The sequence below is a fragment of the Paenibacillus radicis (ex Xue et al. 2023) genome (assembly GCF_024722015.1).
Lineage (GTDB): Bacteria > Bacillota > Bacilli > Paenibacillales > NBRC-103111 > Paenibacillus_S.
Genome location: NZ_JANQBD010000016.1, coordinates 1 through 15,044, shown reverse-complemented (window position 1 = coordinate 15,044; position 15,044 = coordinate 1). Strand labels below are relative to the sequence as shown.

General features: G+C 42.4%; 12 protein-coding genes and 1 pseudogene. 4 read left to right on the top strand and 9 right to left on the bottom strand.

The window, feature by feature from the left end; translation table 11 throughout:
* Positions 1 to 111 precede the first annotated feature (111 nt).
* Complete coding sequence (locus NV381_RS21090) at positions 112 to 1,026, bottom strand: MerR family transcriptional regulator (protein ID WP_258215259.1); 915 nt, start codon at positions 1,024 to 1,026, stop codon at positions 112 to 114.
* A gap of 129 nt (positions 1,027 to 1,155) precedes the next feature.
* On the opposite strand from NV381_RS21090, the gene NV381_RS38250 reads away from it, so the two are divergent.
* The 3 genes from NV381_RS38250 (at position 1,156) to NV381_RS21070 (ending at position 7,004) form a co-directional block, all read left to right on the top strand.
* Positions 1,156 to 2,082 carry a methyl-accepting chemotaxis protein gene (locus tag NV381_RS38250; protein ID WP_308862101.1) on the top strand — a complete coding sequence of 309 codons (927 nt, stop codon included), beginning with the start codon at positions 1,156 to 1,158 and terminating at the stop codon, positions 2,080 to 2,082.
* An 884-nt stretch (positions 2,083 to 2,966) separates the two neighbouring features.
* Positions 2,967 to 5,180: an amidase family protein gene (locus NV381_RS21075; protein WP_258215258.1), complete on the top strand. Its 2,214-nt coding sequence runs from the start codon at positions 2,967 to 2,969 to the stop codon at positions 5,178 to 5,180.
* Positions 5,181 to 5,363: 183 nt separating this feature from the next.
* Complete coding sequence (locus NV381_RS21070) at positions 5,364 to 7,004, top strand: S-layer homology domain-containing protein (RefSeq protein WP_258215257.1); 1,641 nt, start codon at positions 5,364 to 5,366, stop codon at positions 7,002 to 7,004.
* 213 nt (positions 7,005 to 7,217) lie between these two features.
* Here the strand turns inward: NV381_RS21070 and NV381_RS21065 are convergent, their stop codons facing one another.
* From NV381_RS21065 to NV381_RS21045, 5 genes are all read right to left on the bottom strand, one after another.
* Positions 7,218 to 7,697, bottom strand: coding sequence for a DinB family protein (locus tag NV381_RS21065; protein ID WP_258215256.1), 480 nt, complete (start codon positions 7,695 to 7,697; stop codon positions 7,218 to 7,220).
* A 741-nt stretch (positions 7,698 to 8,438) separates the two neighbouring features.
* The gene (locus tag NV381_RS21060; RefSeq protein ID WP_258215255.1) at positions 8,439 to 8,609 is read right to left on the bottom strand and encodes a hypothetical protein; all 171 of its coding nucleotides are present in this window, start codon (positions 8,607 to 8,609) and stop codon (positions 8,439 to 8,441) included.
* Positions 8,610 to 8,932: 323 nt separating this feature from the next.
* The gene (locus NV381_RS21055) at positions 8,933 to 9,154 is read right to left on the bottom strand and encodes a type II toxin-antitoxin system HicA family toxin (RefSeq protein WP_258215254.1); all 222 of its coding nucleotides are present in this window, start codon (positions 9,152 to 9,154) and stop codon (positions 8,933 to 8,935) included.
* On the bottom strand, positions 9,147 to 9,563 hold the full coding sequence (locus tag NV381_RS21050) for a hypothetical protein (protein ID WP_258215253.1): 417 nt from the start codon (positions 9,561 to 9,563) through the stop codon (positions 9,147 to 9,149). The genes NV381_RS21055 and NV381_RS21050 overlap by 8 nt, the downstream gene beginning before the upstream one ends.
* Before the next feature lie 447 nt (positions 9,564 to 10,010).
* On the bottom strand, positions 10,011 to 11,600 hold the full coding sequence (locus tag NV381_RS21045; protein WP_258215252.1) for an SWIM zinc finger family protein: 1,590 nt from the start codon (positions 11,598 to 11,600) through the stop codon (positions 10,011 to 10,013).
* A gap of 311 nt (positions 11,601 to 11,911) precedes the next feature.
* On the opposite strand from NV381_RS21045, the gene NV381_RS21040 reads away from it, so the two are divergent.
* Positions 11,912 to 12,550 carry an SGNH/GDSL hydrolase family protein gene (locus tag NV381_RS21040; protein ID WP_258215251.1) on the top strand — a complete coding sequence of 213 codons (639 nt, stop codon included), beginning with the start codon at positions 11,912 to 11,914 and terminating at the stop codon, positions 12,548 to 12,550.
* A 39-nt stretch (positions 12,551 to 12,589) separates the two neighbouring features.
* On the opposite strand, the gene NV381_RS21035 is transcribed toward NV381_RS21040, so the two are convergent.
* The 3 genes and pseudogenes from NV381_RS21035 to NV381_RS21025 form a co-directional block, all read right to left on the bottom strand.
* Positions 12,590 to 13,552: an SPFH domain-containing protein gene (locus NV381_RS21035; protein WP_258215250.1), complete on the bottom strand. Its 963-nt coding sequence runs from the start codon at positions 13,550 to 13,552 to the stop codon at positions 12,590 to 12,592.
* 38 nt (positions 13,553 to 13,590) lie between these two features.
* On the bottom strand, positions 13,591 to 14,376 hold the full coding sequence (locus NV381_RS21030) for a TPM domain-containing protein (RefSeq protein WP_258215249.1): 786 nt from the start codon (positions 14,374 to 14,376) through the stop codon (positions 13,591 to 13,593).
* Positions 14,373 to 14,927: pseudogene (locus NV381_RS21025) on the bottom strand (TFIIB-type zinc ribbon-containing protein); the annotation flags it as partial. The gene NV381_RS21030 and the pseudogene NV381_RS21025, both read right to left, overlap by 4 nt.
* Between the last annotated feature and the right edge of the window lie 117 nt (positions 14,928 to 15,044).

Here is a 15,044-nt window from a genome sequence, read left to right as displayed (position 1 = left end):
AACATTCTGTTCCGTAGACAGCTTCTTTTTTTTGTAAGGTGACAGGTTTCATTTGCAAAGAGGAGCCGTTCATTTGTCCATCGGTTACTCTTTGCTTAGATACCAGAAGCATCAGCGTCGAGCAAAGAAGGCATGGTTAGGTTTTACGATTGCCGCTTGATACCACGCCTCCCAGTCTGCTTGATTGGTGGACTGAACATACCGTGATAATTGCGCAGTGTATTGGTTAAAGCCCGTTCCGCCAAGCGCGAAAATTAAGTCAGGGAACTTGCGTAAAGTTGCTTCGACCCAGCTTTCCATCATTTCGACATACTTAGGGTCACTTATTGAAACAGCAATGACTGAAATGTTCTTCTCCTCGATTAAAGAAGCCAACTCGCCCAAAGGTGTATTCGGCCCTAAGTAAATGACCTCCAGCCCTTTTGTCCGCAGAAATAAGCTGAATAACATGAGCCCAATGTGATGGTGTTCCCCCTCTGGACATAGAGCTATCGCTTTAGGAAGCTGCGGATGAATGGGAAGAATTCTGAAAAACTGTAGGATACGCTGCATAATCAACTGAGTTGAGAAATGCTCCTGGGCAGTAGAAATTTCCCTATTCTCCCAATTCATACCTAATTGGACTAAGACAGGAGTAAATATATTATGAAATACGTCTTCATAGTGATAGATCGAAAAAGCCAGATCAATCGTTTGGTGAGAGCTTGTGGTATTAAAATCTATCAAATCCTTGTATAGATTTTCGATGAGATCGCGACAGGTTTTGCTTATATGAGATGCTTGAGATTCCATTGATGGGGTTTCAAGCTCTTTTTGTTTCAGCAAGTAGACTGCTTCGCCAATCTTCATGTTGTGATCAGTTAATTGACTTTTTAACCATGTAAGGGTGTCAATATCGGATTCGCTATATAAGCGATGCCCCCCCTTACTTCGAACAGGGGTGATGATCTGATATCTGTTCTCCCAAGCCCGTATAGTTACTGTGGGAATGCCAAGTATTTCAGAAACCTTCTTAATACTATACATAACTTGTACACCTCTGTTTTATTATACACAAACCATATTAATTATTTGTTGTTTAATTTGTATAACTCATGTATAGTTTTGTTATAAATTTATACAAAAATTATATCACAATAACAAGGCGGTAGCTTAATGAACGATGCAAAGAAGAGCAGGAATGTCAGTACTCAAGTGTTGGATGAGAATGCTGTACTTGCAGCAATAGAGCAGTCATTGGCTATGATTGAGTTCGATGCTCACGGGAAGGTGTTATGGGCTAATGACAATTTTGCAAAGGTTATGGAATATGACTCTGCAGAAATGTCAGGGCTGTCACACCAGCAGTTTTGCACTTCGGAGTATGTGAATAGTTCTGAATATGTGAAGCTTTGGAATGATTTAAAGAGCGGGCGTCCTTTCCAGGAAAAAATATTACGTGTAACTAAAAATCAGCATCTGCGATGGTTTGAGGCAACATATACACCTATTGTGAACACGGAAGGTGAAGTTGTAGCTGTTCTTAAAATAGCAACAGACATTACGAAGCGAGAACATGATACCGTTACAGTCACAAACGAATTGCAACAAATGGCGGAGAATCTCATGGAACGTGCAGAAGCAGGGGTCTTAAGCAGCCATCAGATTGCAACGGCGATCGAAAAGGTTGTAAATGAATCGGATAACAATATGAACGCTCTCCAATTGTTGGAGCTTAAAGCTGACGCTGTTCAAAAAACAACGAAAGCGATCCGAGAAATTGCTTCTCAAACCAATTTACTCGCTCTAAATGCGGCAATTGAGGCTGCACACGCTGGAGAGTACGGTCGGGGCTTTAACGTGGTGGCTGTCGAGGTTCGCAAGTTAGCTGCCCAAACAGAGGAAGCAACTAAAGAAGTAAACTCTACTTTACAGGATATCGCCGCTCAGGTAGCAGATATCTCTAAAGGCATAAAACGCGCACAAACGGTCATATTAGATAGCCAGCTGCGAACACAACATGCTGTTGATGAATTTACCGGCATTGGCCAAGCTGCACGCCAACTGGATAACCAAGCCAAGGTACTAGGGGATTTACTATAAAGAATACACATCGAATGAACAGGATAAAGAAAATATTCATTAACTTTATTCCAGCGTCCTGCTACTGTCCAGAGTTCTGCTTGAAATCTACTGTTCAATTAATCAATTAGATATGAACCCCTCTCTACTCTCTACTCATGTTTGAAGTCGTAGAAACTGAGAAAGCGGAAGCTCTCTCGCACTTGGCAAACAATTTCAGCCTCTTACAAGGGACAGGGGTTTGCGTACGCGTATTCGCTCCAGCTCCTCATATTCGTTCACTCCTTCCTCTTTCTAGAGACCTGTTCTCCATTCGTCTTTTAGCAATTGCATAGGCTATCACCTCAGTACATCCTCCTTATAAGCAACTGCCTCAATTCAACGTCCATCTGCTAACAACTTATACGCCTGCCCCCCTTCAAATTAAGAAATATCACTTCCCCAATTACAATAAAACCCATTATATGGGTAATTTCTCACACTTTTCGCCCTCACCTTGCACCATTCCGTCGTTTTTTCCGCTATCATAGCGCCACATAAATGTAAGGAAACATATCATTAAATAGTCTAAAAACATACAAACTGGATAAAAACACCGTTTTTTTAACCCATATATTATTAAAATTACCATTTTAAGTTTATTTTATATCTCGTCGTTTAAGCGATATATAGTAAGCTACGATTAAATATGAAGCGATGATAGCGTTTTATCGAAACAAACATGATTTGATAAATAACATAACATCAAATATTATACAACCAGAGATATTATTGGTTTTTTGGCAAAAAACAAGCTAGGAGTGATGATACATAACAAGTAAGTAACATTGATTTGTTTCTTGCTTCAAAAGTTTAAACCGTTCGAAGTATTGACCAATGTTAAAAAACACAATGGGGGCGAAACCATGAAAAACTTACTATCCAGACCTTTATTTTCCCTTTTTATTTCCGGAGCACTTATTGCAGGGATTTTACCCGTAAGCTCGGCTAGTGCCGCTAGTAATGCCAACGTCAGTGAGGCAGCGCCAGTTAAGGCGTTATCTGTAACAGACAGCGTCTACCACTCCACTCCAAACATCGTTGTACTGGAAGCAGGTTCAGCTTCTGTGGTCGTCACTGGGCCCTCCACGACGATAGACGGCGCTTCATTCCAGGTTGACGTCGCGTTAAGCGGCATCACGGATAAAGTCACCGCTGAAAAGTTCATTGTAGAGTACAATACCACACGTCTTGATTTTGTTGATGCCCAAGCCGTAGATACTTCTACCAGCATAGTCGGGCAATATTCTGAGCTGGGGAAAGCAACCATTGTGACAACAAACCTCAGCGGAAAAATTATTAACAAGCAAACGTTAATCAGATTAACGTTCCATACAAAAGCAAACGGAAGCGTTCAGGATATTAAGATAAGCGCGGAGTTGGGACTGGCAGACACCGGTGCCATTCAAGCATCAAACCAAGGTCTGCTCAGCCTGAAGACGAATCTGGTCAGTGGAGATTTGAACGGTAATGGGACTCTGGACATCGGTGATCTGGCAATTCTCTCCCCTTATTATGGAATCACATCCAAGCAAGAAGGCTGGGCACTTGTAGCCAATGCCGATTTTAATCAGAATGGCATCATAGATCTAACGGATCTAGGTACACTTGGCAAGAAGGTTCTCTATTCGGATACAGCTTTTCAATTTATGGATGCTACAGTTATGGATATTCAAAATGCCATGAATGCGGGCAAACTTACGACAGTTGAGCTCGTGACTAAATATTTGGCACGGATCAAAAGCTACGATCAGCAAGGTCCAGCTATCAAATCTATCCTTACAATTAATCCAAACGCACTTGCTGAGGCGGCTACCCTGGACGAAGAGCGTAAGACAAAGGGACCCAGAGGCCCGCTGCACGGAATTCCAGTTATCGTCAAAGATAACTATAATACCATTGGCATGCCGACAACAGCAGGATGTATTTGCTTAAAGAACAACAATACATCTACAGATGCATTCATGGTCAAGAAGCTTAAGGAAGCTGGTGCTATCATTTTGGCAAAAGCGAATTTACATGAATTTGCTTTTGGCACAACGACAGAGAGCTCTCTCGGAGGACAAACGAAAAACCCTTACGAGCTCACAACTAACCCTGGTGGTTCAAGTGGTGGTACGGGAGCTGCGCTGGCAGCTAACTTCGGAGTTATCGGTCTAGGCACAGACACAGGTGGTTCAATTCGAATTCCATCATCACGCAACTCTCTTGTCGGTATTCGTCCATCAATTGGTTTAACAAGTCGCGAAGGAATTATTCCTCTATCTCTGTCTCAGGACGTGGGCGGACCGATGGCTCGTACAGTTGCGGATGCAGCCATTGCTCTGGATGCTCTGATCGGTTACGACTCCAATGACTTAACCACGGCTCTGTCTTCAGGAAGAACACCAAAGAGCTATACCGATTATTTAGATAAGGACGGATTGAAAGGCGCAAGAATCGGTGTCGTTCGCACCTTGTCGACAGGCAACGATGCTGCCTTGGCTGCATCCATTGAAAAGATGAAGGCTCAAGGCGCGACGGTAATTGATGTAGTTGTGCCGAATCAAGCGGATATTTTAAGGTACGCCAGCTTAAGCGGTACTGAATTTAAATTCAACCTGAATGATTATTTAAAAACACTTGGTCCAAATGCACCTTACAAAACATTAACTGAAATAATTGCTTCCAATGATATTTTACAAAACCAAAAAAGCTCCATGATTCAACGCGATAACGTCGCAACGTTAGAAACTCTCACCTATTATAAAGATTTATTAGAGCGTACCCGTCTGACACAGCAATCGCTTCTTAAGGTAATGGGTGAGAATAAGCTTGATGCCTTGCTGTACGCAACAACATCTGGAAGTGCAAATCGCCTTAGTCCATATTCCGGCTTCCCGGCACTGAGCTTCCCTGCAGGTTATACAGGAAACGTTCCATTCGGCTTGGAGTTATTGGGTAGACCCTTTGATGAAGGGACTTTAATCAAGCTGGCTTATGCCTTCGAGCAGGCCACACATTATCGTAAACTACCCGCTTCGGTTCCTGCATTGACAGCCGAGCAAGAACAAGCACTTAAGCCAGTCGTCACCCCATAAGCTGATCTTCGATTCGTAAAACGCGCAGCCTGGAATCCTAGGGGTAGGATACCCCTGGGGATTCTGGTTGAGAAGACAATCAGCAATCACATCGGAAAGCAACTTTAAGGGAAGGGACGAAACCTATAAATGACACATAAATGGCTCCGATATACAATGTCCGCGTGCCTCGGGATGGTACTCTTGCTTCCTCAGACCACATTGGCGGCCGAAGAACCTACATTTTCACTTTCATCTGCCTCTTCAGGCACAGTGCTAGAACAAGATTCCTTCCAAATCCAAATTAATGCGGATCAATTGAACGATGTATTCGCATATGAGCTTAACGTATATTACGATACCTCCCTACTAGAGCTGGATACGACAAAAAAATTTACTGATCTCACTGGATATACGTTACCTATTAAAATCGTAGAAGACGGCGGCAGCCACGTTCAGTTGGTCTATACAAAAACCGGATCATTAACCGGACTCAACGGCTCCGCTACGCTCGGGAACTTAACCTTCAAAGCCAAGAGAGCCGGTATAGCAGAGCTTGCGCTCAAAGAAGTCAAAACAAGCACAAGCTCGTTAAAGGAAGAGACACTCCTCAAGCCCAATACTAAGCTAAACGTAACTGTTGCCAAACACAATAACAGCGGAGGCAAACCGAGTACGAGCACAGGTGGGAGTAGTGGTGGGGGTACTGGCGGAGATGCAGCCCAAGGAAACACGGACAGCAACAACGTCGTTACCATTAAACCAGAACAACTGGTCAGCAACGGAAGCGGTCCCGTCGTTCTTTCTATCCCTTCTGCTGCCAAGCAGCTAAGTCTCCCATTTAATACGGCTGATTTACTGGCTGGCAATAAGCTTGAAGTTCAATCAGACAAAATAAAACTGCAAATACCTGCAGAGATATTCCAACAACTGACCCGTATGGTCGATGAGCAAGGCAGAAGCACCAGCACAATCGTGTTAAATGTTGAGCCCAGTGATACCGGAAGCGAAGCTAATATACTTAATCAGGGCAAGCAGCAGTTGGGTGCTGATGTAAAGCTTGGCGGAGCCATTTACGATATTAAGCTTTCCATTACAACCAATGATGGCCGTACATTCGCTCTAAGTCAGTTCGATAAATCCGTTTCACTGCACATGAAAGTCGACCCATCTATTAACGCAAAATTAAGCAGCATTTATTATATTTCCGATAACGGGCAATTAGAAAGAGTCGGCGGAGAGTACCGTGATGGAGAAATTGTGGCCGACATCGAGCATTTCAGCAAATATGTTGTATTGGAAGTATCCAAGACATTCAACGATGTCCCAGCAACTCACTGGGCAGCCGAGGTAATTCGCGAGTTGGCATCGAAGCAAATCATTAGCGGTACGGGCGAAAATGTGTTTGCCCCTGAACGAAATGTAAGCCGTGCCGAATTTACAGCACTCATCGCGAGAGCACTGAATCTGAAAGCTGCAACCTCCAGTACATTCGAAGACGTTCAATCATCGGATTGGTTCGCTTCAGAGGTGTCCAAAGCAGTTAAAGCCGGTCTAGTAAACGGCAGAGACGAAGGACACTTCGATCCGACTGCTCCTGTAACTCGTGAAGAGATGACTTCAATCGTTATGCGTGCTTATGCTCTACATGCAGGAAAACCTGCATCAACAGAAGCACCAACCTTTGCCGATGAAGCCTCAATAGCAGATTGGGCTGCGGGGGATGTCAAGAAAGCGGCAGCTCTCGGATTGATTCAAGGCCGTTCGAAGGACAGCTTTGCACCTCAAGGATTAACTACACGAGCGGAAGCCGCACAAGTACTGTACCGTTTACTATCGAAATAGTCAGCATTGAATCCCATTTGAGCGTTTCAGCGAATTAACTATACGGGGCGCTGTTTCAAAGGGAATCAGCGAGTGAGCCAGGCCTAAACCATGTACAAAGACGCCTCCAAAACCACTATGCAAGTGGGGATGGAAGCGTCTTTGTGTATGGATGTTCAGTATTGTCACCCTCCCCTTATTAGCGAGCATTTGTGGCAGGCTGCATAACCCAAATTAATTTTGTGCAGGAACACCAACGACACCAATGGCCTCTTTAATTCGTACCATGCAGTCCAGATGATGTTGCTCTTCAGTAATGTGAAATTTAAACATACCTCTAAGGTACTTCACTCGTAAAAATGGCTTAGAAATCAAATCATCCATTTTCCCCTCAGAAGCCTTAATAATCTCATCAACTTGCAACCTCATCCTGTCCATGATCTCCTGAAAAGATGGCGGCTTCTCCTCCCAATCGTCGGGTCTGCTGCCCTTTGGAAACATCCTGTGGTACTGCATTGGAATTCTTCTGCTCTCATTGATCTTAGGAAAAATTCCATGATCCCATGCAACAAGAATATGACCAAGATTCCACCGAATGCTGTTTTTGAACCCTTCTGGAACAATATCAACGATGTCGGGGTGAACTGATTCTGCAAATGAAATGGTTTGTGAACGCAGTTCACGGAATTGCACGAACAGCTTGTTTTCTCGCATATAAAACCCCTCCACAAGTAAATATGGATAATTCATCCATTTATTTACTTCGCTGATTTTAACAGGATTCCTTCTGGTGATGCAAAATAGTTCAGACTAAACCCCCTAACAAAGAGTTCTCTCTAGAACCCTCCATAAGCAAAAAGCACCCACTTCAAAGGTCGATGCTTTTTGTTTATGGAGACGAGCCGCGGCTTGTTAAATCCACAATTCGCTCCCGCGTGATGTCGATGATGTTTCGGAAGGTGGCGTAGTAGTCTTAGATCACAAAATCTGAATCCTTTAACACGTACACTCTTGATTCTTCCGTTTCATAAAATTCAAGTTCTACAACAACAAATTCGTTCATTCTTTTTATAAATGTTTTTGCTTGATCCCAATACTTCTGAACATCTTCCACTCTTGTGACCTGATTACCATCGATCAAAATAACAGGTTTCCCTCCGTCATATGGTACATGTACCAGAGCTGGATTGGTTAGGCTGGTTAATGTAAATTGTATTGTAAAACCTCGACATCTTCGTCTAAGCTCATCTACTTTCTATAAAACGTTCCAATTAAAATAAGTGATTTCTTCTCTACCTTCAGCTATTGTGTAGTGATCCCCACAATCACTACAACTTAACTCGATAGCATGATATTCTTTAACATCAGCATTTGTAACAGGATTTTTGCAATGTCTAAACTTGTAAGTCTTTGAGCAGCTCCTAATCTCCTGACAAGCTTTTTCAATTACAGAGATCAATTGTTCGATAGCTCTGTATTTACTGTTCCATCTTTGCAATCTGATTTTAGACGAATGTAATGCATTTGAAACTGAAATAGAGTTAGGAATCTACCACCTTCGATAGTTTCTTTAACAAATTCATAATAATCAAAGGTTAAATCTTTCTCAACTGAAGCAATTACCATAATTCATCTCCTATTATATCAATTTAACTCTACAAGATTTCTCTCTATGATAGATTTGTATGCTTGCTAGAGAAACAAAAGAACCTTAACCTTTGTGCTGGTTAAAGTTCTAAATTTAGATGGATGGTGTCACCAAAATGCTCGCTTGGTGCCGGGGTCCAGGAAGCATCTATTGAAGGCAACTGACTGTACCGACGTTTAGTAGACAAACTCAAAAATCACCTTCATCGAGCCCCCGTTCAAATATAACTCCACATAGGCTTCTACGGGTGTAGTTACAGTTTGATATCATCTTAGAGGCCCTGCAAAACTCACTTAGTAAGTTACTTTTTCGAATTAAAGTACTCTTTATCTACGCGAAGCTGATGCTTCAGAATCCTGTTAAATAATCCCTTGCTGATTTCGCCAGTTCCTTTCGAAACTGCAGTCCGTAACACGTCCCCATTAGGCAGAGTCTTTTCAAAAATCTTATCCCTGCCATTTTGCCTTATCAGTACCCATCCGTCTCGCCTTAAGAAACTCTCCAAGTCGCCCCAACTAGGCATGAAGCATAAGTGCTACAGAATCAAGGTCGTCTTCTAATAGAACACGTAATACATAGGGAGCATGTTTATGCCTATTAGGGGTATTGTAATAGCGAGCATAATTGTTTTCGTAATCAATCGCGTATTCGATCAGTTGTCTCGCAAGCTCATATTTAAGCTCTTCAAGCGTCTCTGCATCGGCAACAATATCATCTATCTGCTCAATAGATCCTGCATACACGCCATCTTCGTCTTGCTCATATTCAAACGTCAGTTCATATACAGAGAGCAATTCTTTCATCTGCTGCTTAGAAAACGCCATGATGATATCTCTATTACGTTTAATTGCCTGGGGCTTCTCACGTACGATTGTATCGATGAACCCACCAAAATTCGCCCGAACATCTGTAGCATTGAGTATTGTTTGCATAAACACCCCTCCTCACCTCCATTATACAGATATTGCTACATCATGTACACAATGTACATAGAGTACTGTTATTATATTATTCATCTCCAAATGGTTCGATACTTATTCATCCACAAAATCAAAAGAGCATATCATGTGTTTCTCCCTTTAATCAGGCAGAAATAGAAAATAAAAGAAAAAGACACCTTTTCAAGTGCCTTTTCGCATGATACTTATGGAGACGGACTATGGCTCTGTAAAACCACAATGCTCCGATTCATTTTGATGGTGAATAGAAGCTAATCACCTGCGTTTATGTGTATCAACCCACAATTAGCTGCCTCTTAGGTTATTTGGCAATGAATGGCTTAATCCTTTGCAGCTCATCCATAAACGCGCTCCTATTGGGGTAAATAAGGCGAAGATGGTTTATTACTTCTACCGCATGAGTTCCACCGCCAGCCTTGATTAGATGCGTAATAATTTGGCATACCCGCTGATATGTTTTCGATTCGTAGAATCCTTTGCTTCCTCTACAATGAATAGTCTGAATAACTCAAAAACGTCTTCAGCATACTCATCCATCAAATGCGGATAGTAGTCCACTATAGACCTTTTATAATTACGAACATAATCCAGCAGTCTCCGCGTCTCTTTTTCTTCTATAAGTACACGGGTGTATAAGGATTCTGTATTCCAATTTCGACTCCGATTCTGGTCCAGTTTATTTAAAATCCTCTCATACGCAGCAGGCCATTCTTCCTTGCTAAGTAATTCTTTTAAACCCGAGTAATACGTATATTCACCAGAAACTACGAATTCCTCTGCAAGCTTAACTTGTTGCTCTACTTGCTGAGTAAGCCGATAAATTTCGTAGCGAAACTTTTTCCACTGATTAACAAGACCCGGATAGCCCTTTAATGCGTCTTTATGTTCCCCTTGCTCGGCTAATTGCAATGCTTTTTCAAATTGGTGATGCGTCATTGCATCTTCAATTGCCATTTTGCGAAAAGGCGTAAGGTCAAGATGATCTTCCAGGAACTTTCTTGCTTGCTCAGCACCATCATTACGTTGTATGACCTGATACCGAAGTTGGGCTGCGATTTCAAAAAAGTATGAACCTACGTGCGATTGGCTCTTCTCTTTATTTTCTAAATATTCTAATTGCCGTTCCCATTCTCCCCTTTCCCCAGGACTACTAATCAAGTCTGCAGCACTTTCCAAGAGAGATAACTGGTTGTCATTCCACCCCTCTAGACTAGGATGTACGGCCTCTTTTAAAATCAGCTGAAACATTCGCACTCTATCCTTTTCGGGAATGTTTTCGCGTTGATTAACTGCAGTTTGTACTAAGTTTAAGCACTCCTGAATTATACCGCCAACAAAACCACCAGAATCATCGCACGCCTGAAGCAAGTCTCCCATCTCACGCAATACGCAAAGGCTCACTTCAATTGAACGGAGACAGTGCCCCTTTTCCAGTATTTCGCAAGCCTTCTCCATCACCATTTCAGCACCAGAAACAGCATCCGGAACATTGCGATATGGCACGAATCCGTAGCGGTCAGAGTTTTTCTTAATAAAAGACCGAATCATTTTTTTATATTGAGTTAAATCGACTTTCCTGTCAGACTCAGAAAATTTTAGAGTAAGCTTTAGTTCTACTTCCTTAATTTCCTTTGAAAAATGTACAAGTAGTTCGATCAGTTCCTCCTTACTAAGCTTAGACAGTTGAGCTGGTAAGTTTTCTTGTGGGGCAGTCTTGGATTTAAAGATAACCCGTGCTAACGACAGCTCTTCTCTAATCTCCAACAGTACAGCCGCTACATGCTTGCATACGGGCCCCATGTCATATGGGCAGTTGCATTCTGTATAAATGACTTCTCCACGGGAGTCCATCCGAACCTCTACACCGTATAGCTCGCTCCCTTCAACTTTAGCCCGATAAAGAAGTGGTCCCACTTCTTCAATGGATAAGATAGAACCGTTATCTCGGTAGGCCTCTCCTCGCTCAAGAATGATGGGATCAATGGTATTCTCAATTTGTTCTAGTTTCATTAAGGTACCCTGCTTTCTTTATTTCTCCAAGGTATATAAGGCAAAGAAAATCGTGTTACTCTGCCCGCAGATAATGCCACACAAAATTCTACAGATGTAGTCACAGTTTCAATGTCACCCAAGTATCTTTCTCCACCTTATTATCCGCACCTAAAATTCTTAACGTCCACACAACTTGCGAATGTTTACATACCATATCTATAAAATATATTTGAAAAATACACAAGCAAGCAATAAGTTGATCTCCCCCTATTGTCCAATAGGATATTGCGTTGCAGGTATGATTAAAAGTTGGAGTTGGTGATATTCTTATGATCTATACAGCTCTTGGAGACTCCATTACATTTGGAGAAAATGCATCCTCTTTGGCGAAAGCTTATCCTCATTTAACTGTGTCTACATTAAATTCAAGCTCATGTAAGGCTCGTGGATTGGTTTTGGCCCGGCCCGGTTGGAGCAGCTATGATCTATTGGATGCAGTCATATGGCAGGGATCCTCCACAATCAGTCGTTCTACTGCTGTTTCAGTATGGATCGGAGGAGTGGATTTAGCTAACGCGGCACTATTTTCATTTAAAACCAAGCGACCACTAGATGCAAAACACATTGTAGCCAGCTATAGACGTAATTTAAGTGCTATTTTTACCCGAATAAAAAAAGGAAGCCGTGCCCGGATCATTTGCTGCACGCAATATAATCCATTTCCTAACAGCTCTCTTGCGGTTGAGTGGGTGGACGGATTAAATCGTACGACCAATGATCTCGCCCATAGTTACGATGTAACTGTAGCTCCCGTTCATATGTGGTTTGAAGGAAACCAGGCAGACCTTTTGTATGGATATCGAAAAGGAAAGATAGAAGACGCGTTAAGCGGATCTTTACCTATCCATCCGAATGATCGAGGGCATCGAGTTATTGCAACGAAATTAGCCCCATATCTACTCCCCTAGAAATAGTCACCCACACAGGGGGAATGCTGCTCTGCATAATTAGCCCAGCTTTTGACCACAATTTGGACAGAAGTTTGCTCCTTCGTTTTTCGTACCACAGTTAGGACAGAAGTTGGGCTTGCTACCCCCTTGAGAAGAAGAAGGCGCATGAGTCTGATTCTGATTCATATTTTTCATCATTTCATTCGCCATGTTCATTCCCATCATCATGCCTGCCATATCCGAAGCAGTTCCACCGCCATGTAATTTACCTGAAGCCATCGCATCGGTCATGCTTACCTGTTGATATTTTTGCAAGTTGCCGATCATTTCATGAGAAGCCGTCTTCGTAATCATATCCTGGATTTCTTGAGGATAATTAAAGCTCATCACTTGAAATCCCGTAATTGTCATTCCATTATCCAATACTTCCATATCCAGAGCCTCACGAATACCTCTGGCAATTTCGGATGCATTCGCTTGGAGATTGAACATGTCCTTCCCTTCTCTGCTGATCCATTTCATTAACAACTGATCTAACACAGAAGTGATACGAATTTTAATATCCTCAACCAGATAGCTGTCTTTCATCCCGGCAATTTTATCGATCAGCCTAACATAATCATTCACTTTAAAATTAAACGTTCCGTTCGCGCGTATCGGCATGCCGCCTGGAAGCTGCGGAGTCGGGATTAGAACAGGATTCTGCGTTCCCCATTTGACAGTAAACTCCTTCGTGTTCACAAATAAAATTTCTACTCTCATGCCGCTGTTGAAGCCGAATTTAAATCCTTTTAAAGTGGATAAGAACGGTATGATATCCGAATCGATCTGATATTCCCCGTCATCCTGAAATATCCCCTCAATCTTACCGCTATTCACGAAAATGGCATCTTGACCCGGGCGGATAATCAGTTTACTGCCCTTCTTAATCTCCCGATTGCTCCACTTCCAGAAGATCATATCATCTCTAAACTCTTCCCATTCTACAACGTTCGAAAATTGGTTTTTGAAAAATCCCATATGAATACCCCTCCCGTTTGTTTAAACTCAACACTTGATTAAAACTTGCCTCTACTGCCGCTATGCGAATGGCCACCTCCGGTGATACCCCCGCCGCCTCCAGATTTACTGCCAGAGCTTTTTTCAATTTTTTGCCTCGTTACTGTTGTTCGAATGTACTGATCCTGCCGATCTAGAATTCCAGAATTGCTTGCATCCTCATAGGTTTGCCGATTTACGGTGATACGTCCGCCGGAGCGGTAAGCCATCATTCCAACTGCAATACCTCCAATAGCCAAAGCTCCTCCCAATTGAAACCAGAGATTGAACAAAATGTTATCTGGATTCACTCCAGGCTTGAAGCCCATATATGTATAGGAAGTTTTGATATATTTTTCGAATGCCTGCTTATAATCGCCGCTTGATAGCTCAGATGTAATCTTGCCCCTTATTTTATCGAGCCTGCCATCGCCCAGATACTGCTCAGCCTTATAAAATCCAGCCAAATATACATCACGGTTTCTCATATCCAGTGTCAAAATGACTGTGTTACCATGAGGCTTGTCGTATCCAGGTCCATGCTCATCATAAAAATTCTCCGTCATCTTTTTGACATCTACATTTTTGGCGTTATTAGAAGTAATGATGATAATATCGGTTTCTCTTTTGGCACCATATTGATTAGCCATCTTATTTAGTTCCTGATATTCTTCAGGAGTAAGCAGCTTCGCATCATCATAGATCATTATTTTCTCTTCCATTGCCGCTGCCATGATTTGGGCAGGAACAGCCAGGTACACGACGAGGAAGAAAAGTACTGCCAGAAAAGCCCTTTGCCTTCTCACAGAAACCCTCCCCCCATCATCCATGAGATTAATTTTAATGATAAGAAGGAGACGCTAGAGATACCAGCAAACCATGCTGCCACCTTCACCTTGCTTATCGGAGGCTTGCCGACTACCTTGCCCGTCTGACCGTTCATGGCAAATGTATACTCCAGTCTATTATAATCATAGTGAACCACCCATACCGGAAGCAAACAATAGTCTACATTCTTTACTCTTGTATCAATTTCCTTATTGGTAAAATTAACACTAGAATATTCCGACACCGCTGATGAAATGGAAGATTCAATATACTCTCTGATTTTATTTTTCGCCCGCGGTAACATCTCCGTATTTGTATAACTATATTTCTCCGCAACGTAACCTGCCAGATAAGGGGTTTTAAAACTCCTCAGTTGATCATAGGGAAAAGGCTCCAGCTTATCCATCAGCATATCATTCATCTTCTCCGATGAATCAATAGGCACCCTCAAATAATTCAACTGAAGCTTACGGTAGATGTCAAAATGCTGCGTTTCCGTATATCGGTAATCCCCTTCTGTGGATCGTCTACACTAAGTTAGACAGAAAAAATAAGGGCTAGTAGAATGAAGGGAACAGATAGAGGAGCGAATCTACTATGCCAAAACCAAGACGTACATTTACAGCCGAGTTTAAGAAGCAGATGG

Excerpts from the sequence above, each read along its gene's own strand:
- NV381_RS21090 (WP_258215259.1), bottom strand. The coding sequence starts at position 1,026 with ATGTATAGTATTAAGAAGGTTTCTGAAATACTTGGCATTCCCACAGTA.
- NV381_RS38250 (WP_308862101.1), top strand. The coding sequence starts at position 1,156 with ATGAACGATGCAAAGAAGAGCAGGAATGTCAGTACTCAAGTGTTGGAT.
- NV381_RS21075 (WP_258215258.1), top strand. The coding sequence starts at position 2,967 with ATGAAAAACTTACTATCCAGACCTTTATTTTCCCTTTTTATTTCCGGA.
- NV381_RS21065 (WP_258215256.1), bottom strand. The coding sequence starts at position 7,697 with ATGCGAGAAAACAAGCTGTTCGTGCAATTCCGTGAACTGCGTTCACAA.
- NV381_RS21060 (WP_258215255.1), bottom strand. The coding sequence starts at position 8,609 with ATGGTAATTGCTTCAGTTGAGAAAGATTTAACCTTTGATTATTATGAA.
- NV381_RS21055 (WP_258215254.1), bottom strand. The coding sequence starts at position 9,154 with ATGCCTAGTTGGGGCGACTTGGAGAGTTTCTTAAGGCGAGACGGATGG.
- NV381_RS21050 (WP_258215253.1), bottom strand. The coding sequence starts at position 9,563 with ATGCAAACAATACTCAATGCTACAGATGTTCGGGCGAATTTTGGTGGG.
- NV381_RS21045 (WP_258215252.1), bottom strand. The coding sequence starts at position 11,600 with ATGAAACTAGAACAAATTGAGAATACCATTGATCCCATCATTCTTGAG.
- NV381_RS21040 (WP_258215251.1), top strand. The coding sequence starts at position 11,912 with ATGATCTATACAGCTCTTGGAGACTCCATTACATTTGGAGAAAATGCA.
- NV381_RS21035 (WP_258215250.1), bottom strand. The coding sequence starts at position 13,552 with ATGGGATTTTTCAAAAACCAATTTTCGAACGTTGTAGAATGGGAAGAG.